Origin of the sequence: Alteromonas sp. AMM-1 (assembly GCF_047290655.1) — a bacterium.
Taxonomy (GTDB): domain Bacteria; phylum Pseudomonadota; class Gammaproteobacteria; order Enterobacterales; family Alteromonadaceae; genus Alteromonas; species Alteromonas mangrovi.
The window spans coordinates 1-18,729 of sequence record NZ_JBLBUE010000060.1; the positions used below are offsets into that span (position 1 = coordinate 1).

The window sequence follows — 18,729 nt, forward strand, 5'->3', positions numbered from 1 at the left end:
CAACGGCCATTTTTTCGGTTAACGCATACACATCTGCACGCAGCAAACCCTGAGGTTGTGCGCCAACTTCAATCATCAGACCGCGTTTGCCCAGGGTACACAGATACGGATGTTCCTGAGGCGGCTTTTCGTCCTCTACCAGCACATTGGCTTCGGGCATGTGGTGTTTTACATAGCGGGCCAGTTGCACGTGGAATTCATCGGCTTCCAGAATAATCAGCGTTGCGCCCATACTGCTGGTGGTATTGTGAATATCAATCACCAAATCAAAGTCTGAGTTACCCTTTGGCCCCAGCTTTTCATTTAATTCATGAGCCAGACGCGCTTCCAGGCAGGATGGGGTAGCTGCAAGTTTTTGCGGAGTGAACTGTCGGTTCAGATCTTCTTCCAAAAACCGAACATTCGCTTCCATGGCCTTGGTATTGGCAAATAAGCAAGTAATGTCCAGATCATTAAATGAAGAAGGAACGCCGTGTCGCAACCAGTTGCTTACCAACTGAATGCCGCTCATTTCGTTGCCGTGGGTTCCGCCAACAATCGCAATTTTTTGCAACATATCACCTCTAGTGTTTAAAAAAGTCATCTTGCTGCTGAGCAAGCATGGCTTCGATTTCTTCGATATCGATTTCTTCTGCAAGCGGTTCCTGCGACGGAGTTGAAATGACTTTTTCTTCCGACGCCCATTCCCCTAAATCAATCAACTGGCATTTTTTACTGCAAAACGGACGGAATTCACTCTCAGCTGACCAAACAACATCGGTCTTACAGGTAGGGCATTTTACTTTCACGGTTAACACGCTGCTATATCGAATTGAACATTTTGTTCTACGGCACCTGAACGTCCTTCAGGCGGATTAAAATACATGAATCTGAGTGCATAGCGGTACTTGTTGCCACTGAGGGTGGGATAGAAGTCCGTACCGCTGGCACAGCGGATGCGAATGAGTTCATTCTTGTCATCGGCAACGCCTTGATAGAAACCGTTGGTGGCGGTTTCCTTTGAGTACATGGTGCGTTCTCTCAAAAAGGACAAAGTAATGCTAATGGCCTCTTCAGTGAGGGCAAAGTACTGAATCCATTGTTTTACGTCATCCTGTCGCTGGGCCAATGGCAAATGCATCCAAAAATGCAGGTTGGGTAAATCAAAACTGCAGGTAGCACCGGGAATGGCAAATCGTTGACGGATGCTGGCAAGAAACTTGTCGTCTTTTAACGCAGGACTCACCTTCTTACTTTGTTTCAGGTTATCGCGAATAGAAATAATAGTGCGCAGGGTCTGCTGCAAGGCATCGTTATCGATATTGGGTAACTGTGACCAGTACACCAGGTTTTTCTCGTGTATATCCAGGTCTTTCACAATGTCGGTGCGAATATCAATACGCTCGAACAAATCCAGCAGCGTAAAAAGTTGCTCAAAGAAATACAGTTGCATACCGTTGTCTAAACCGGCAGCTCCCGCCTTCAGCTGACCCATGAGCTGCTCAATCCGCAGGTAATTGCGAACTTTTTCTTTCAGCGGAAATTCGTACACTGTGAAGTTTGCCATTTAAATCCTCGGAACCTGTTTATCTCAACAGACTACCAGTCAAGCCGCTAATTTACCAATATATCCGGACGTTTACTCCGTTATACAAGGTGTAAGGCCAACACAGATACTGTGAAGCTTTTACAGGCTAACCGGCATCATTTTCGCAATCGAATTCGAATTAGTTAAGTCATTAAACGGCAAGTATAAATCTAAATTGAAAATAGTTTAAGTATTTCAATGAATTAAGTTTTTAATTTTTAGCTGGAATACCATTTGCAGCAGACAAAGTGTGGTTACGCAAAACAGCGATAACCCTTCAAAGCTTAATTTATCTACAAGGAGTATTTTATGGCTACCTCAAAACGCGTAAGTAATGGTGCCGATACATCAATGCATCCAATGACTGACAAATTGCAATCGTCGTTGCACGAGTCGGTAAATTCCCTCGCTGAAAAGGCCGCTGCTGCCGAAGCATCAGTGCGCGATACGTCTTCCGCAACGGCCGATAAGCTGGCTGCCCGCAAGCGTTTAGCAAAGCAAAAGTGGCAGCAATCCAGTGTACGTAACTATGCCACAGAAAATCCACTTGCCGCGGCCGGTATCGCTTTTGCTGCAGGCGTGTTGGTTACGTCGTTGCTGAAAAAGGCGAAGTAAACGCTATGCTGTCAGCAAGCAACAACATGTCAGTTGATTCAGATTCAGACACTCATTTTGACGAACACGATGGGACTGAAAAATCGGAAGTATCAGGCGCTGAAGATACAACGGATCCAACGCTGGACACCATTGTTGAACTAGCCACCGATGCATTTCAGGCTAAACAGTACGAATGGTTTGTGAAATGGCAGTGGGTGAAGGCTGAAGCCAGGCTTGTCAGAAAATCCATTCTGGTTACCGCACTGGCAACACTGGCTGCCTTCACGCTGGCATGTTGTTGTTGGTTGTTAATTAACGCAGGGCTAGCGGCAGGTCTACATTCACTGACAATGCCGATAGCAGGCATTGTAGGCGTGTTACTGGTGTTGAATGCCAGCCTTTGCTGGCTTGCCTGGCAAACGGCAAAGGGCGCACTGGAAAAGGTGTCGCTCAGTGGCATGATTGAAGCTGCATTTGCAAAGCCGCAGCCGCAACAGAAAACAAAGGATAATCGCCATGATTAACTATGTACTGCGAAAAGAGCAAGGCAACTGCGATAAGTGGCGACGTCAGGCTGTAGAGGCCTCAGAAGTCAGTGATTATTGCAGGCAGGAGACTATTTCTGCTGCAACACAATGGCTTGCTACGCCAGGGGGATTGCTGAGTAGCTTTGCACTTGGCGTGGCGAAAGCGCAGTATTCAACGGATTCTAATGGCGCAAAAAGTGGCAGAAAACGACGGGCACTATGGCGATTTGCGCAAACGCTGGCGCGCTATCAGATGGTGTAATGGTTAACGTGCCTGAGCGAGCTTAAGGTAGCGCAAGTGTAATGTTTGTATCTGCTGTCGGGTAGACTCGGGCGAATTGCTGTTGTCTATTACATCGTCAGCCACAGCTAAACGTTGCTCACGCGTAGCCTGAGACGCCATGATATTTTTGATAATGGCTTCACTGCTACCATCGCGCTGCATGGCTCGCGCTAATTGCATTGCCTCTGGGCAATCTACCACTGCAACGCGATCTACCATCGCAATAAGATTATTCTCTATTAATAGCGGCACCGCCAATATGCCATAAGGTGAGGAAACGTTCGCTGCGGCTTGTTGCATGGCCTGCCTAATGCGAGGATGAAGACAGGCATTCAGCCATTGTTTCTCCTGCTCATCGCTGAATACCCGTTCGCGTAATGCTGCCCGGTTTAATTCGCCGTTATCGGCAATAATACCTGCGCCAAAGTGGGCGACAAGCGCGGCCAATCCTGCACTTCCCGGTGCAACCACATCCCGTGCAATGATATCGGCATCAACAATCTCAATACCCAAATCGGCAAACGTATCGCTGACTAACGTTTTACCTGAGCCTATTCCACCGGTTAGGCCAACTAAAAAGGGACGTTGTGGTGCCTGCGTCATTTAGCTGAATACCCAGTTAAAATAGGCGGTTTTTATATCTTCCTGGTAGAGCAGGGCTATCCAGCCTGCAATCGCTAGATAAGGGCCGTACGGAATCGCCAGATTTTTACCCTGGCGTTGTTTAATCATAATCACTACGCCAAACAGTGCGCCTACAAAAGACGATAGCAATACAATGATCAGCAACCCCTGCCAGCCGGTAAATGCACCTAGCGCCGCGAGCAGTTTAAAGTCGCCATAGCCCATGCCTTCTTTGCCGGTTAATAGCTTAAATGCCCAGTAAATACTCCACAGGATCAAATAGCCAAAAGCTGCCCCTAAAATGGCATCCTGCGGTGAAACAAACACGTGATCCAGACTTAACAACAAACCGAACCATAGCGCAGGTAACGTGATTTGGTCGGGTAGCAGCATTTTATCCAAATCGATAAATGTCATGGCAACCAGCATCCAGGTTAACACCACGCCAGCCAAAGCCGCTTTGCCGGGTCCGAAGTGCATGGCAATCCATACTGAAAGCATGGCGGTAAGCAGTTCCACCAGAGGATAGCGTATAGAGATGGGGGTTTTACAGCCGGCACAGCGTCCGCCGAGTATGGCATAGCTGATTAATGGGATATTTTCCCAGGCACGAATCGTGTGGCCGCATTTAGGACAGGTGCTGTCGGGTTTAATCAGGTTATATTGAGGGGCGCTTTCTGGCGCCGTTTCCGGATGAAAATACCCTTGGTATTCCTGCTTCCAGGCGCGTTCCATCATAATAGGTAATCTGTGTATCACCACATTCAGGAAGCTACCAACCATCAGGCTAACCATGCCCACCATTGCATAGAAAAACCAGGGCGTTGAAATACTCAGATCAATTATCGGTTGCATGATGATGTTTAAAGTAGGTTTAATTGGTTAAAAAGTGGGGCAAGAATAACACCTTACCCCACGATAAGTAAGCTACACAACCATACCCATCTGGAAGATTGGCAAATACATTGCCACAATCAGGCCACCAATCACTACGCCAAGTACTGCCATGATCATGGGTTCAAGTAAGCTGGTTAAACCGTCTACCATGTCGTCGACTTCGGCTTCGTAAATGGTGGCGATTTTGCTGAGCATCTCATCAACCGCGCCAGACTCTTCACCAATGGCGATCATCTGGGTAACCATATCCGGGAATACGTTGGTACCGCGCATTGCGGTGTTCATTTGTATACCACCGGCGACTTCTTTGCGAATAAACAAAATCGCATCGCGATATACCGCATTACCCGACGCACCTGCGGCAGATTCGAGCGCGCCGATTAGCGGTACACCTGCTGCAAAGGTTGTAGCAAGTGTACGGGTGAAACGCGCAATGGCAGCCTTTTTCAGGATTTCGCCGATGACCGGGATCTTTAACATGCGCGCGTCTATGCTGTCGCGCAGATCTTTTGAACGGGCATAATATTGTTTAAACAAATAGCCTGCCACGGCCATACCAGCAACAATAAATACCCCAAAATCCTGTACAAACCGGGATATTGCCAATACTAACAAGGTGAACGCAGGTAGTTCAGCGCCAAAACTGGAAAATATTTCTTCAAACTGCGGCACTACGAAAATAAGCAGAACGGCGGTAACAATAAAGGCCACTACCAATACTGCGATGGGATAAAACATCGCTTTTTTGATTTTTGACTTTAGCGCTTCGGCTTTTTCTTTATAGGTAGCGATACGATCGTAAATTGTTTCGAGCGCACCAGAGTGTTCACCGGTTTCTACCAGGTCGCAATACAGGTCGTCGAAATGTTTAGGGTGCTTGCGTAGAGCTTTAGACAGTGGGTTACCGGCTTTAACCTCGTCGCCAATCTGCGTGAGGACTTTACGCATCTCCGCTTTGGAGTGCCCTTTTGCGAGCATGTCAATGGTTTGAATCAGCGTCACACCCGCTGCCAGCATAGTCGCAATTTGGCGGGAGATAACGCACACATCGGCTGCTGTGATCTTTTCTCTGCCTTTACCAAACAGCGGTTTAGACAGTTTTCTAACTTTAGTGGCGGAGATCCCCTGGCGACGAAGCAGGTTTTTTGCTTCCTGAATTGACTTGGCACTGGTCTCGCCTTTGATGGTTTGACCTTTCTGATTTTTACCTTGCCAGGTATAGGTTGTCAGTGATTCTGTTTTGGCCATACATTTTCCACCTGTTCAGAAAGCAAAAAGCCCAGCGTAAACTGGGCTTCGTGTTATGTCATCTGATTAGCACAGTGCTGCGTCAGAACAAGATTCTGCCCAAGTCACTTTACCAGTAGAAGAGTTCAGAGTAGCAGTCAGTGTGTAAGTTTGGCCAGACAAGCCGCTACCAGAAATTGCTGTTGCAACCAGGGTACCCGCAGTTGAAGAAGACGCTGTCCAGGTTACAGAGCTTACCAGACCGCTTGCAACTGAAATGTCCGCAGGAACGCCGTTAGAGCCAGCAGCACAACTAGTCAGGTCAAGCTCGGTTTGCGCACATACTTCAATGCCAGTTTTGTGAGCCTGAGTAGCCAGTGTTACTTCAGAGAAACGCGCTTTGGTGGTGTAGTTCTGATAAGCAGGCAGCGCCACCGCAGCCAGAATACCGATGATAGCTACAACGATCATCAATTCGATTAAGGTAAAACCTTTGTTGTTCAGTTTGATATTTTGCATGGTCACATCTCCGGGTCGCTTAAGCGATAACAGTCAATTTGCATATGGTGTTAAGTTTATACCTGGTTAGTCGTCACAACATCCCCGGTACTTGATTCTCAGTATAGAACCATCTAAGCATCTGACAAGTATTAGAAACTATACTCATGTCTAGATTCGGCGGCATGCAGGGTGTTTGCTTTTATACCTAACAAGTCGCCAAACAGCACGAGTAGCGATCAAGGCTTTACAATACAAGCCTTAACGATAGATCAACAGCATTCACGTTTTTGGTCAATGCCCCTGACGAAATAAAGTCTACCCCTAATTGCGCCAGGGTTGACAGACGCTCAGACGTTACGTTACCTGAGACTTCCAGTTTACAGCGTTTTTGGTTAATGCTAACTGCGCGTTGGATCTGTTCGTTACTAAAGTTATCCAGCATCACGATATCGGCACCGGCATCAATGGCTTGTTGTAACTCTTCCAATGACTCTACTTCTACCTCAACCGGTTTACCAGGTGCCAGGGACCGCGCATTAGCCACCGCCGTGGCAATGTTTCCGCAGCCAGCAATATGATTTTCTTTAATCAGAAAGGCGTCAAATAAACCAATCCGGTGATTTTTTCCGCCGCCGCAGGCGACGGCATATTTTTGTGCCAGCCGCAGACCCGGTATGGTTTTACGGGTATCTAAAATGCGTGTCCCGGTATTTTCCAGAATACTGGCATAGTAAGCTGTAACGGTAGCCGTTGCCGATAACAACTGCAAAAAATTGAGCGCGGTGCGTTCGGCAGTAAGCAATGCGCGGGCATTGCCTTTGAGTGTAACCATTGTTGAATTAGCGGTTATGCTGTCGCCGTCTTGCACATGCCAGTGTTGTTCGATTTCACTGTCTACCAGTGAGAATGCGGCCCTGGCCCAGGCAACACCGCACACCACACAGTCTTCACGGGTAATAATTGTGGCGGTTGCCTGCTGGGTTGCCGGAATAAGATTGGCGGTTATATCGGCGCTGGCATCGGCTTGACCACCGAGATCTTCAGCCAGTGCAGCAATCACCTGACTGTCAATCAGGTGCTGGGCGGGTAGAGATTGTTGGCTCACAATAAATATCTTCTTAGTTTAGGGTACGCAGTATCAGGGTGTTATCCCGTTGGGTAAACTCGAGCTGCTTTAAGGCGCTCATGCCAAGCAATATATGGCCGGACTGCATGCCTGGGTTAATATTGGCATCCACATTATACAGGGTTATTTGACCAATGCTGAGTTTGTTAACAAGGGTATCGTAAACCGTTACCGTGCCGTTGGCGGTATTAGCCAGCCCCGGCCTGCCTTTTACCAGCCCGAGTTCGGCGGCGAGGTTGGCGGGAATGGCAACATCCGTTGCGCCTGTATCTACCAAAAACACTACCGGAATATCATTTATTGCACCGGTAACCACGTAATGCCCCTGTTTGTTTTGCGCCAGTTGCACGGTTACCTGCCCGCCTTCGTTTTCACTGACTGGCTGGCTATTGGGATTGATTTGTTGTTCAAGTAAATCGCTGAACACGTAAATAAGCAGGGCAAATGCGCTGGTCCAGGCAAGGATCAGCATCCATTTGGCTGCACCATTGTGCTGGCTGTCGGTAGAGGTCATACCGGCTCCGGATTTTTGTTGTGATTATAATACTTCACTGTCACACTATCTCACATTGCTGAGAATGGCTACACGCTAACCAATAAAGATATGGAAAATCAATCAGAAGCGATTACTTATTCGGGTGCAATTGCCAAATCCTCGCCGTTTTATGACGAGCGACCCGATGCCGCCGATGTCAGTTTGCTGGTGATCCACAACATTTCGTTGCCCCCCGGCGAATTTGGTACGCCCGGCATTGAGCAATTGTTTACCGGTACGATCAATCCTAACGATCATCCCGTATATCCGGAGATAGCGCATCTGCGGGTGTCAGCGCATTGTGTGATCCGGCGGGATGGCGCGGTTGAACAATACGTGCCGTTTAACTTGCGCGCCTGGCATGCTGGGGTTTCGTCGTTTCAGGGCAGGCCAAAGTGTAATGATTTTGCTATAGGTATAGAAATGGAAGGCACAGATAATTTGCCTTACACCGAAGCGCAATATCAAAGCCTTATTAATGTTAGTAAAGAAATACTGCGTTATTTTCCACGGATTACCCTTGGCAGGGTAGTGGGGCATAACGATATCGCACCGAGTCGAAAAACCGACCCCGGTGTGGCATTCAACTGGCCAGCTTACCGACAAGCGCTGGCGGCAATTCTGCAGGACCGATAAGATGATTTTAATCAGTTTATTGCTCGTACTGGCGGTAGAACGCTCAATGCGTAAAACACCCGGCTGGCATATAGAAACGCATTTGGCTAAATATTTCGACTGGGCACAATCCCAGTCTTGGATCAGCTATCAATCTGAACAAGTGAGATTGGTTATTCAACTGGCGTTGCCGGTAGTGGTAACGTTTGTGATCACGCAATGGTTGGTTGGCGGTTTTATTAGTTTTATTTTGCAAAGCATATTGTTGTATTTATGCCTGGGCAGCGAACGCCTGCGTGAAACCTACCGGGCGTTCTTAAACGCTGCTGAACGCGGAGATAAGCAAGCCTGTTATTTATATACCGAGCAATTGGGCCACTGCACAACGCAAAGAAGTGATATTGATGATAGCGACAATGACAGCGACAGTGATGCAACCGTGCACGGAAAGAGCTTTGGCCAACATCTGCTGTGGTTGAATTATCAGCATTATGCGGCGGTTATTTTGTGGTTTGCTATATTCGGTGCCGCTGGCGCAATACTGTATGTAACCAGTCGTGAGTTGTATCGCTTGTCGTGCCAAAGCAGTGATGAGCGAGCCGATTTACTAGTGGCCTGGATGCACATCCTGGATATAGTACCGGTAAGGATCACAGCGTGTGGCTTACTATTGGTTGGGCATTTTTCGCGAGCTATGCCGGTGTGGTTGTCGTATCTCACGCAGCCTGCTGTTCCCGCTGAAGTATTCCTTACCGACGTTGCCTCGAAGGCAGAAGAAGTTGAGGTTACTGATGATCCCGACCGCGACCTGGCTTGTGAACCCAAAGCCCTGGTAACGCTGGCTAAACGCAATGTTATGCTCATTTTAGCGGTAATCGCTATGCTTACCATGTCGGGCGTAATTCATTAAATCTGATTCTTAGGTGGCTGTTTATAGTGTTCTTTTCGAGTTGCTATAAGCTGCCACGCTCTCCTCACACCCTCTCCACCCCCTCATAACAAGCTTTGCGTTAATCCATTGAGCGCTGGTTACTCAACCAGTTAACAAATCACATCGTTTACTCTGTTTATTTAATCCACTAATGGCGTTTTTAAGTGTATTTCCATCAATTGGTAATGAAATGTGCTGTGGTTAATTTTTGTTCGTGCTTTGAATGGATGCTGTTATTTGTAGAAAAATTACCAATTTAAGGCGGGCTAAACAGCTTGTACGACCAGTTGAATGTCCAAATATTTATTAAATATTTCAAAAGTTAAGCAAAATGTAAAAGAGTCTTTATAAAACTCCATCTATGGTTACTATTTACCTGAGTGATATTCTGCTCTACACTAATTAGATAGGTAAAATGGTAATACCAATTTTGGGCGAGGCTGGAGTTTGTTTACAAATTCGTCGTCTGAGTGCGTATTAAGGATAACTGGCGGAGTGCTGACTGGATGCAACCCGGACGTAGAAAACTGGCCGATGTGATCACTGAACAACTGGAATCCATGATTCTGGATGGGACGTTGCTCGCAGGGCAAAAATTGCCGCCAGAACGGGAATTAGCCGACCAGTTTCAGGTGTCCAGGCCGTCCTTGCGCGAAGCCATTGGCAATTTGCAGGCGAGAGGCCTGGTAGAACGCAAGCAAGGCGGCGGTACCTTTGTTAGTCGCCAGTTAAATTCTGCCATGACCGATCCTCTGATGGCGTTGATCAGCGGTCGTCCTGAAACACAGTTCGACTTACTGGAGTTTCGTCATGCCCTGGAAGGGATGGCGGCGTATTACGCGGCATTGCGAGGCCAACCTGAAGATTACACGGCATTGCGTGATGCGCTTGATCAAATGCCTATGCCCGGTCGCAGTGAATGCAAGCGAGATCAGGCTGAATGCCTTGGTCGTTTTTATGTGATTATGGCAAGAGCGTCGCACAACATGGTGTTGTTGCACGTGATGAGCACGATGCAATCCATGTTGGTAGAAAACATTGAACGCAACCTCGAGATGCTGGCATTGCATGCCACTGAAGAGGCCGGTCAGGACATCGCCCGGCAGCGTAAAGAAATAGTTGAAGCCATTGTCAGTCGCGATCCAGAAGCGGCCCGACAAGCCTGTAATGCTCATCTGGCTTATATCGAAAGAACATTACTGGCAATAAATCAGCGCGACAGCCGTGTACAGCGGGCGTTGCGCAGACTGGAAATTTAATCCGGCCTTCGGGTTGGGTTTAGCAGTAAAAGCGGGTATGCAGCGGGTAGTCTGTGTTGCATATCAATAAAAATGTTAGGTATTCATCCATTCGTCGGTATTTGCCGGTTACGCGTGGATGTTTTTCCGTATCAGTAACTATAGGACGGCACCATGACTGAAATGATGCACCAAGATGTTGACCCTCAGGAAACCCAGGAATGGCTGGACTCGTTAGAGTCAGTACTGGCAGAAGAAGGGGTTGAGCGCGCTCACTTTTTATTAGAATCGTTAATTGAAAAGGCGCGCCGCAACGGCGCTCACTTACCTTATGACGCGACGACCGCGTACATCAACACCATCCCACCAGGGCAAGAGCCTACCATGCCAGGTGATCAAACGGTGGAAGGCAACATTCGTAACGCACTGCGTTGGAATGCGCTGATGATGGTGCTGCGTGCATCGAAAAAAGATTTAGAACTGGGTGGTCACATCTCCAGTTTCGCATCGTCTGCCATGCTGTACGATGTGGGCTTTAACCACTTCTTCCGTGCGCCCAACGACCACGACGGCGGCGATTTCCTGTTTTATCAGGGCCACGTGGCACCGGGTATTTACTCACGTGCCTATATTGAAGGTCGCTTGTCTGAAGAACAGTTAGACATGTTCCGTCAGGAAGTAGACGGACAAGGCTTGTCGTCTTACCCACACCCTAAATTGATGCCTGATTTCTGGCAGTTCCCAACCGTATCAATGGGCTTGGGGCCAATGCAGGCAATTTATCTTGCACGTTTCCTTAAGTACTTAACTAACCGCGGTTTGAAAGACTGTTCAAATCAGCGCGTATGGTGTTTCCTGGGCGACGGTGAAATTGACGAGCCGGAAAGCTTGGGGGCAATTGGTCTGGCTTCACGCGAAGGCCTGGATAACCTGACGTTTGTTGTAAACTGTAACCTGCAACGTCTGGACGGCCCGGTGCGTGGTAATGGCAAGATCATTCAGGAACTGGAAGGCACTTTCCGTGGCGCAGGCTGGGAAGTGATCAAAGTGATTTGGGGTCGTTATTGGGATCCGTTGCTGGCGCGTGATACGTCAGGCAAATTACTGCAGGTAATGAACGAAACTGTTGACGGTGAGTACCAGAACTTCAAAGCGAAAGGCGGTGCGTTTACTCGTGCTAACTTCTTCGGCAAGTACCCTGAACTGAAAGAAATGGTTGCCAACATGTCTGACGAGGACATCTGGCGTCTGAACCGTGGTGGTCACGATCCGGTTAAGGTTTATGCTGCCTATGACCGCGCAGTGAATACCAAAGGCCGTCCGCAGGTTATCCTGGCCAAAACCGTTAAAGGTTATGGTATGGGTGCGGCTGGTGAAGGTAAAAACATTGCTCACCAGGTTAAGAAAATGGACATGGATGCGATTAAACACTATCGCGACCGTTTCAATATTCCTGTATCTGATGAGAAACTGGCTGATCTGCCATACTACCGCTTCGAAGAAAATAGCGTAGAAATGAAGTATCTGCGTGAGCGTCGCGAAGCGCTGAATGGCTTCATGCCGCGCCGTCTGGCTCGCACGACAGATGAATTGCCAGCGCCTTCACTGAAAGCGTTTGAAGCGGTAACGAAAGGTTCTGGCGACCGCGAAATTTCTACCACAATGGCGTTCGTACGCGTACTGACTGCACTGTTGAAAGACAAGCAGATTGGCAAGCGCATAGTGCCTATTATTCCTGATGAAGCCCGTACGTTTGGTATGGAAGGTTTGTTCCGTCAGGTAGGTATTTACTCAAGCCAGGGTCAGAAATACGAACCCCAGGATTCTGATCAGGTTGCGTACTACCGCGAAGATCAGAAAGGTCAGGTTCTGCAGGAAGGTATTAACGAATTAGGTGCAATGGCGTCCTGGTTAGCGGCGGGTACATCGTACTCTACCAACGACCTGCCAATGGTGCCGTTCTACATTTACTACTCTATGTTTGGCTTCCAGCGCGTAGGCGATTTGGCCTGGGCAGCGGGTGACAGTCAGTGTCGTGGATTCCTGGTAGGTGGTACTGCCGGCAGAACCACACTGAATGGTGAAGGTTTGCAGCACCAGGATGGCCACAGCCATACGCAAGCAGCGCTTATTCCAAACTGTATCAGTTACGATCCGACTTACGGCTACGAAGTGGCAGTGATTGTTCAGGACGGTTTGCGTCGTATGCTGGAAGATCAGGAAAACGTGTTCTACTACCTCACGGTAATGAACGAAAACTACGTTCAGCCTGAAATGCCCAAAGGCGTGGAAGAAGGCATCATCAAGGGTATCTACAAGCTGGAAACCCTAGGCGATGCAAGCAGCAAGAAGAAAGTGAAGCTGATGGGCTCAGGCACCATTCTGGTTCAGGTTCGCGAAGCGGCGCAGAAACTGCACAACGAATACGGTGTGGCGGTTGAAGTATACAGTGTACCTTCATACAACGAGCTGGCTCGTGAAGGTATGGATTGTGACCGTTACAACATGTTGCATCCGGAAGCGACGCAAAAAGTACCTTACATTACACAGGTATTGTCTGCAGGCTTTGACGCGCCAACGATCTCTGCAACGGATTACATTAAGAACTACTCTGATCAGGTTCGTGCTTTTGTACCAGGTTCATACCGCGTACTGGGTACCGATGGTTTTGGTCGTTCAGACAGCCGCGCAAACCTGCGTCGTCACTTTGAGGTGAACGCAAACTACGTAACTTATGCTTCATTATACGAACTGTACAAGCAAGGTGATGTAGACGCGAAAACGCTGAGTAAAGCGGTTCAGGACCTGGGCATTGACCCGGATAAGATCAACCCACTGTACGCATAAGTTCAGGGAGACTAGAAGCGATGTCAGACATTAAAGACGTACTCGTACCGGATTTAGGTGAAGATGAAGTTGAAGTCATCGAGCTTTGCGTGTCGCCTGGCGACAGTGTGCAAGCTGAAGATGCACTGGTAACCGTGGAAAGCGACAAAGCCAGCATGGACGTACCGGCCCCATTTGCCGGTACGGTAAGAGAGCTGTGCGTAAAAGTTGGCGATAAAATTAAACAAAGCGACTTACTGGCCAAGCTGGAAGTAGCGGGCGCAGGTGCGAGTGCAGCGCCAGCAGCCCCCGCTGCCAGTGCGCCGGCAGCGCCGGTTGCCTCAGCCTCTGCAGCAGCGCCTGCTCCAGTCGCTGCCCCGGCAGCAAGTGGTAGCGTTAAAACCATTGAAGTAACTGTACCGGATATCGGTGATGCTTCTGATGTAGACGTGATTGAAATCCTGGTGAAAGTAGGGGATGACGTTCAGGCCGAAGACGGTTTGATCACGCTTGAAACCGACAAAGCCACTATGGACGTGCCTTGCCCGCAGGCTGGTAAAGTTGTTGAATTGAAAGTGAAAGAAGGTGACAAAGTTAGCGAAGGCTCGCTGGTTTTGTTACTGCAAGTTGGCGGAGCTGCTGAAGCTGCTGCTCCCGTTGCTGCAAGTGCCCCGGCCGCTGCGCCTGCACCTACTGCAGCACCTGCACCAGTAGCCGAAGCTCCCGTGGCTGCGGCAGAGGAAGAAATTGAAGTTACCGTACCGGACATTGGCGACGCCAGCGACGTGGACGTAATTGAAGTGTTGGTGAAGGAAGGCGATACCGTTGCGGTTGAAGATGGTTTAATTACCCTTGAAACCGACAAAGCCACCATGGATGTGCCTTCGCCAAAAGCCGGTGTAGTTACCAAATTGCTGGTAAGCACGGGTGATAAAGTGTCTAAAGGTGCCAAGGTGTGTATCCTTAAGGTTCAAGGCGCAGCTAAACCAGCGGCGCCTGCACCACAAGCCGCTGTAAGTGCACCTGCTACAGTGACCGCTTCGCCAGAACCTGGTAAGCCGAAACCGCCACCGGTTCCGCATCACCCGTCTGCGGGCGAAAAGCGCAAAACAGGTAAAGTGCATGCTTCACCTTCGGTACGTCGCGTAGCGCGTGAATTTGGTGTTGATCTTGCTGAGGTATCTGGTTCAGGTCCGAAAGGCCGTATTCTGAAAGAAGACATTCAGTCTTACGTAAAATACGAACTGTCGCGTCCGAAGATGACACCTGCGAGCAATGTGGCTGCCGGAAGTGGTGGTTTACAGGTATTGCCGCCGCCTAAGGTTGATTTTGCGAAGTTTGGTGAAGTGGAAGAAGTACCACTTACCCGTATTCAAAAAATCTCAGGGCCAAACCTGCATCGCAACTGGGTAACGATCCCACATGTTACACAGTTTGAAGAAGCTGATATCACTGATCTGGAAGCGTTCCGCAAAGATCAGAATGCCGTTGCTGAAAAACGCAAGCTGGGTGTAAAGATCACGCCATTGGTATTTATGATGAAAGCTGCGGCAAGTGCACTTAAAGCCTATCCGGTATTTAATACTTCACTTTCTGAGTCGGGCGAGTCTTTAATTCAGAAAAAGTATTACCATATTGGTATTGCAGTAGACACCCCCGGAGGCCTGGTTGTGCCGGTAGTGCGTGATGTTGATAAAAAAGGCATTTACGAGCTGTCGAATGAGCTAATGGAAATCAGTGTAAAAGCGCGTGACGGCAAGTTGAAAGCGGCCGACATGCAGGGCAGCTGTTTCACAATCTCCAGCCTGGGTGGCATTGGTGGTACTGGCTTTACGCCAATCGTTAATGCGCCGGATGTGGCTATTTTAGGTGTGTCTAAGTCTGACATTAAACCTAAGTGGAACGGCAAAGAGTTTGAACCACGTCTGATGGTGCCTTTATCGCTGTCTTACGACCATCGTGTTATTGACGGCGCGGTCGCAGCAAGGTTTGCTGTACACCTGAAAGACGTACTGGAAGATTTACGCCAGTTAATTCTGTAAATCATTGTCGTATCCCGCTTTTAACAGCGGGATGCGCTTTTAACGAATTCGCGGCTTTGGCTTTACCAACTGGCAACAGCTAGTTAGAATTCACCCTACATATGCAATACGACGCAAGACGAACAGGACAGATTTGAGGTCACGATGAGCGAAATTAAAACGCAGTTAGTGGTACTAGGCGCCGGACCAGGCGGCTACTCAGCAGCTTTCCGTGCTGCTGATTTAGGCATCGAAACGATTTTTGTTGATGCAAGAGAAACCCTTGGTGGTGTGTGCTTAAACGTTGGATGTATTCCTTCTAAAGCATTACTGCACGTAGCTAAGGTAATGAAAGAAGCCAAGCACCTGGCCAGCCATGGTGTTACGTTTGGCGAGCCTCAAATCGACCTGGATAAAATCCGTGCGTACAAAGACGGCGTTGTTAGTCAGCTGACTAAAGGTCTGGCTGGTATGTCTAAAATGCGTAAAGTACAACATGTACAGGGCCTGGGTAAATTTACCGGTGCCAACACGCTGGAAGTGGAAGGCAAAGACGGTAAAACGACCATTAAGTTTGACCAGGCTATTATTGCTGCAGGCTCTGAGCCAGTATCACTGCCATTCATTCCAAAGGATGACCGTGTAATCGATTCAACTGGCGCGCTGGAAATGAAAGACATTCCGGAAAAAATGCTGGTACTGGGCGGTGGTATCATCGGCCTGGAAATGGGTACTGTGTACGAAGCACTGGGCTCAAAAATTGACGTGGTTGAATTCCTGGATCAACTGATCCCTGCGGCAGACAAAGACATTATCAAAGTGTTCATGAAGTCGTACAAAGAGAAATTCAACATCATGCTGGAAACCAAGGTGACTGGCGTAGAAGCAAAAGACGATGGTCTTTACGTAACCTTCGAAGGCAAAAATGCACCTGCTGAGCCAGTGCGTTACGACAAAGTACTGGTAGCAGTGGGTCGTCGCCCGAACGGTAAACTGATTGACGCTGAGAAAGCCGGTGTTGCAGTAGACGAGCGTGGCTTCATTAACGTTGACAAGCAAATGAAAACCAACGTTGCCAACATTTATGCAATTGGTGACATCGTTGGTCAGCCTATGCTGGCGCACAAGGCCGTTCACGAAGGTCATGTTGCTGCTGAAAACATCGCTGGCAAGAAACACTTCTTCGACCCACGTTGCATTCCTTCTGTTGCTTATACTGAGCCAGAAGTAGCTTGGGTTGGTTTAACTGAGAAAGAAGCCAAAGAGCAAGGCGTAAACTACGAAACAGCGGTATTCCCATGGGCAGCTTCTGGCCGTGCGATTGCGTCTGACGCCACTGACGGTATGACCAAAATGATCTTCGATAAAGACTCTGGTCGTGTAATTGGTGGTGCCATGGTAGGTACTAACGCTGGTGAGATGTTAGGTGAAATTGGCCTGGCAATTGAAATGGGTGCAGATGCAGAAGATGTTGCATTAACCATTCACGCTCACCCAACGCTGAATGAATCGATTGGTTTAGCCGCTGAAATCTTCGAAGGCAGCATTACAGATTTGCCTAACCCAAAAGCGAAGAAAAAGTAATTCGATAATTACGTGTTAAAGAAACCCCGGCTTGCCGGGGTTTTTTATTGCCAATGAAAATTTTACTTGTAAAAAAATTCAGCAAGCGCTAAATATATGTAACTAGTTACATATATTTGAGGGTGGAGTATGGATATATTGCAACAAGCCGGCGCATCTGCATTGGGCAGCCGCTTTCGCAGGCTGGCAGAACGCTTATCGCTGCAGGCGGCCGACGTATACCGGTATTATGAATTGGCGCTGGAGCCTACCTGGTTTCCGGTGTTGTATGCATTGAGTAAGCAGACGTCAGCAAGTATAACGGAATTGGCAGGTATGACCGGCCAATCGCATCCATTTATCAGCAAAATAGTAAAACAAATGCAGGCTGCTGGTTTGCTTTGCAGTGTGCCATCGGCAACAGATAAGCGGGTAAATACGCTGGTGCTGAGTGAGAAAGGGCAGGCCATTATGCCTGTACTAAACAGGCAGGTGAATGATATTGGACACGCACTTTCTGCCTGGTTAAACGATGTATCGCCTGATTTGCTTTGCGCGTTAACTAAGCTGGAAGATGGACTGGAGCACACTTGTTTGCTGGAATTGGTAACGCAGCGCGCGCGATTGCCAGAAGGATACCGAATAGTGTCTTTCAGAGACGGAGATGAAACCGCCTTTTATGAACTGAACAAGGCCTGGATTGAGCGTTATTTTGTAATGGAAGAGTCCGACAAGGCCGCATTGCTTGCACCGCAAAGCTATATCCTGGATAAAGGCGGAAAAATACTGTTGATGCTGGCACCAGATAACAGTGTATGCGGCACAGTGGCACTGATTGCTATGCCAAAAAGTACCTTCGAGTTGGCAAAAATGTCGGTCAGCGATCTTCATCAGGGGATGGGCTTAGGGTATGAGCTTGGCCTGGCTGCCGTAAATCTTGCCAAACGCCTAAAAGCAAAACGCTTGTTTTTAGAAAGCAATCGCAAGCTCACGCCCGCAATCAGTTTATACAAAAAGCTGGGCTTTTATGAACTAACGAAGAGCGCACCATCACCTTATTGTCGCTGCGACATCCAAATGCAATTAGATTTGCACTAAGCTGCCTTTTTGTGGTCAGAATCTGATATTAGGATTACCTTAATACCCGAACAAAGGAACGTACAACGATGAACAAAGGTGCCGCGGCAATTCTTGCTATTGGTTTGGTTGCAGGGTTATCTGCGTTAGGCAGTTTAACTGGCTCGGCGTTGCTCGAGGCTAAACAGTGGGAGCGCTCAGTGGTAGTGAAAGGGTTATCCGAACAGGAATATCTGGCAGATCAGGTTATCTGGCCTGTGCAGTTTATCGAAGCGGGTAACGACTTAACGGCGCTGTACGCGTCTACCGCGCGTAACAGTGAATTGGTTAAACAATTCTTATTGCAGCAGGGCATTGATGAAGCGTCAATTACCATTGGCTTGCCAGAGGTGACAGACAAACTTGCCCAGCGCTACGGTGGTAATGAGGACGTTACCTTTCGTTACAGTGCAATACAAACGGTAACGGTTTATACGCAGAATGTTCCAATAGTGCGCCGTGCAATGCAACATATGTCTGAACTTATGGCAAAAGGGGTTGCGTTAAGCACCGAGAGTTATCAGGCCCGTACCGA

General features: G+C 48.4%; 20 protein-coding genes. 11 read left to right on the forward strand and 9 right to left on the reverse strand.

Features of this window, described 5'->3' with window-relative positions:
- The 3 genes from ACLR2L_RS11100 to zapD all read right to left on the reverse strand — a co-directional run.
- Positions 1-556: aspartoacylase (locus tag ACLR2L_RS11100; protein ID WP_413368242.1), on the reverse strand; the 556-nt coding region annotated here is incomplete at its 3' end.
- 7 nt (positions 557-563) lie between these two features.
- Positions 564-788, reverse strand: coding sequence for a DNA gyrase inhibitor YacG (yacG, locus tag ACLR2L_RS11105; RefSeq protein ID WP_140956372.1), 225 nt, complete (start codon positions 786-788; stop codon positions 564-566).
- A 2-nt stretch (positions 789-790) separates the two neighbouring features.
- Positions 791-1,546, reverse strand: a complete 756-nt coding sequence (zapD, locus tag ACLR2L_RS11110; RefSeq protein WP_140956371.1) for a cell division protein ZapD — start codon at positions 1,544-1,546, stop codon at positions 791-793.
- Positions 1,547-1,876: 330 nt separating this feature from the next.
- Here zapD and ACLR2L_RS11115 point away from each other — a divergent pair, with 330 nt between their 5' ends.
- From ACLR2L_RS11115 to ACLR2L_RS11125, 3 genes are read left to right on the forward strand one after another with little or no spacing between them, the layout of a single operon-like run.
- The gene (locus tag ACLR2L_RS11115) at positions 1,877-2,182 is read left to right on the forward strand and encodes a DUF883 domain-containing protein (protein ID WP_140956370.1); all 306 of its coding nucleotides are present in this window, start codon (positions 1,877-1,879) and stop codon (positions 2,180-2,182) included.
- Positions 2,183-2,208: 26 nt separating this feature from the next.
- On the forward strand, positions 2,209-2,688 hold the full coding sequence (locus ACLR2L_RS11120) for a hypothetical protein (protein ID WP_413368245.1): 480 nt from the start codon (positions 2,209-2,211) through the stop codon (positions 2,686-2,688).
- The gene (locus ACLR2L_RS11125; RefSeq protein WP_413368247.1) at positions 2,681-2,953 is read left to right on the forward strand and encodes a hypothetical protein; all 273 of its coding nucleotides are present in this window, start codon (positions 2,681-2,683) and stop codon (positions 2,951-2,953) included. Before ACLR2L_RS11120 ends, ACLR2L_RS11125 begins: the two co-directional genes overlap by 8 nt.
- A 3-nt stretch (positions 2,954-2,956) precedes the next feature.
- Here ACLR2L_RS11125 and coaE read toward each other — a convergent pair whose 3' ends face one another.
- From coaE to ACLR2L_RS11155, 6 genes are all read right to left on the reverse strand, one after another.
- Entirely contained in the window at positions 2,957-3,577 is a 621-nt protein-coding gene (gene coaE / locus ACLR2L_RS11130; RefSeq protein ID WP_413368249.1) for a dephospho-CoA kinase, read from the reverse strand.
- Entirely contained in the window at positions 3,578-4,453 is an 876-nt protein-coding gene (locus ACLR2L_RS11135) for a prepilin peptidase (RefSeq protein ID WP_413368251.1), read from the reverse strand.
- A gap of 72 nt (positions 4,454-4,525) precedes the next feature.
- The gene (locus ACLR2L_RS11140; protein WP_140956365.1) at positions 4,526-5,743 is read right to left on the reverse strand and encodes a type II secretion system F family protein; all 1,218 of its coding nucleotides are present in this window, start codon (positions 5,741-5,743) and stop codon (positions 4,526-4,528) included.
- A 66-nt stretch (positions 5,744-5,809) separates the two neighbouring features.
- On the reverse strand, positions 5,810-6,241 hold the full coding sequence (locus tag ACLR2L_RS11145; protein WP_140956364.1) for a pilin: 432 nt from the start codon (positions 6,239-6,241) through the stop codon (positions 5,810-5,812).
- A 226-nt stretch (positions 6,242-6,467) separates the two neighbouring features.
- Positions 6,468-7,328 carry a carboxylating nicotinate-nucleotide diphosphorylase gene (gene nadC / locus ACLR2L_RS11150; RefSeq protein WP_219993860.1) on the reverse strand — a complete coding sequence of 287 codons (861 nt, stop codon included), beginning with the start codon at positions 7,326-7,328 and terminating at the stop codon, positions 6,468-6,470.
- 13 nt (positions 7,329-7,341) lie between these two features.
- Entirely contained in the window at positions 7,342-7,863 is a 522-nt protein-coding gene (locus ACLR2L_RS11155; protein WP_413368254.1) for a TIGR02281 family clan AA aspartic protease, read from the reverse strand.
- Between the two features lie 90 nt (positions 7,864-7,953).
- Between ACLR2L_RS11155 and ampD the strand changes: the two genes are divergently transcribed.
- The 8 genes from ampD to ACLR2L_RS11195 all read left to right on the forward strand — a co-directional run.
- On the forward strand, positions 7,954-8,520 hold the full coding sequence (gene ampD / locus ACLR2L_RS11160; RefSeq protein WP_413368256.1) for a 1,6-anhydro-N-acetylmuramyl-L-alanine amidase AmpD: 567 nt from the start codon (positions 7,954-7,956) through the stop codon (positions 8,518-8,520).
- A gap of 1 nt (position 8,521) precedes the next feature.
- Positions 8,522-9,409, forward strand: coding sequence for a beta-lactamase regulator AmpE (gene ampE, locus ACLR2L_RS11165; RefSeq protein ID WP_413368258.1), 888 nt, complete (start codon positions 8,522-8,524; stop codon positions 9,407-9,409).
- A gap of 527 nt (positions 9,410-9,936) precedes the next feature.
- Positions 9,937-10,689, forward strand: coding sequence for a GntR family transcriptional regulator (locus ACLR2L_RS11170; RefSeq protein WP_140956360.1), 753 nt, complete (start codon positions 9,937-9,939; stop codon positions 10,687-10,689).
- A gap of 153 nt (positions 10,690-10,842) precedes the next feature.
- The gene (gene aceE, locus ACLR2L_RS11175) at positions 10,843-13,515 is read left to right on the forward strand and encodes a pyruvate dehydrogenase (acetyl-transferring), homodimeric type (RefSeq protein ID WP_413368260.1); all 2,673 of its coding nucleotides are present in this window, start codon (positions 10,843-10,845) and stop codon (positions 13,513-13,515) included.
- Between the two features lie 20 nt (positions 13,516-13,535).
- Complete coding sequence (gene aceF / locus ACLR2L_RS11180) at positions 13,536-15,536, forward strand: dihydrolipoyllysine-residue acetyltransferase (protein WP_413368262.1); 2,001 nt, start codon at positions 13,536-13,538, stop codon at positions 15,534-15,536.
- A gap of 144 nt (positions 15,537-15,680) precedes the next feature.
- Positions 15,681-17,099: a dihydrolipoyl dehydrogenase gene (gene lpdA, locus ACLR2L_RS11185; RefSeq protein ID WP_413368264.1), complete on the forward strand. Its 1,419-nt coding sequence runs from the start codon at positions 15,681-15,683 to the stop codon at positions 17,097-17,099.
- Positions 17,100-17,228: 129 nt separating this feature from the next.
- Positions 17,229-18,176 (forward strand): GNAT family N-acetyltransferase, encoded by a 948-nt coding sequence (locus tag ACLR2L_RS11190; RefSeq protein WP_413368266.1) that lies wholly within the window; start codon positions 17,229-17,231, stop codon positions 18,174-18,176.
- A gap of 68 nt (positions 18,177-18,244) precedes the next feature.
- A partial coding sequence (locus ACLR2L_RS11195) for an SIMPL domain-containing protein (RefSeq protein WP_413368268.1) occupies positions 18,245-18,729 on the forward strand: 485 nt, incomplete at its 3' end.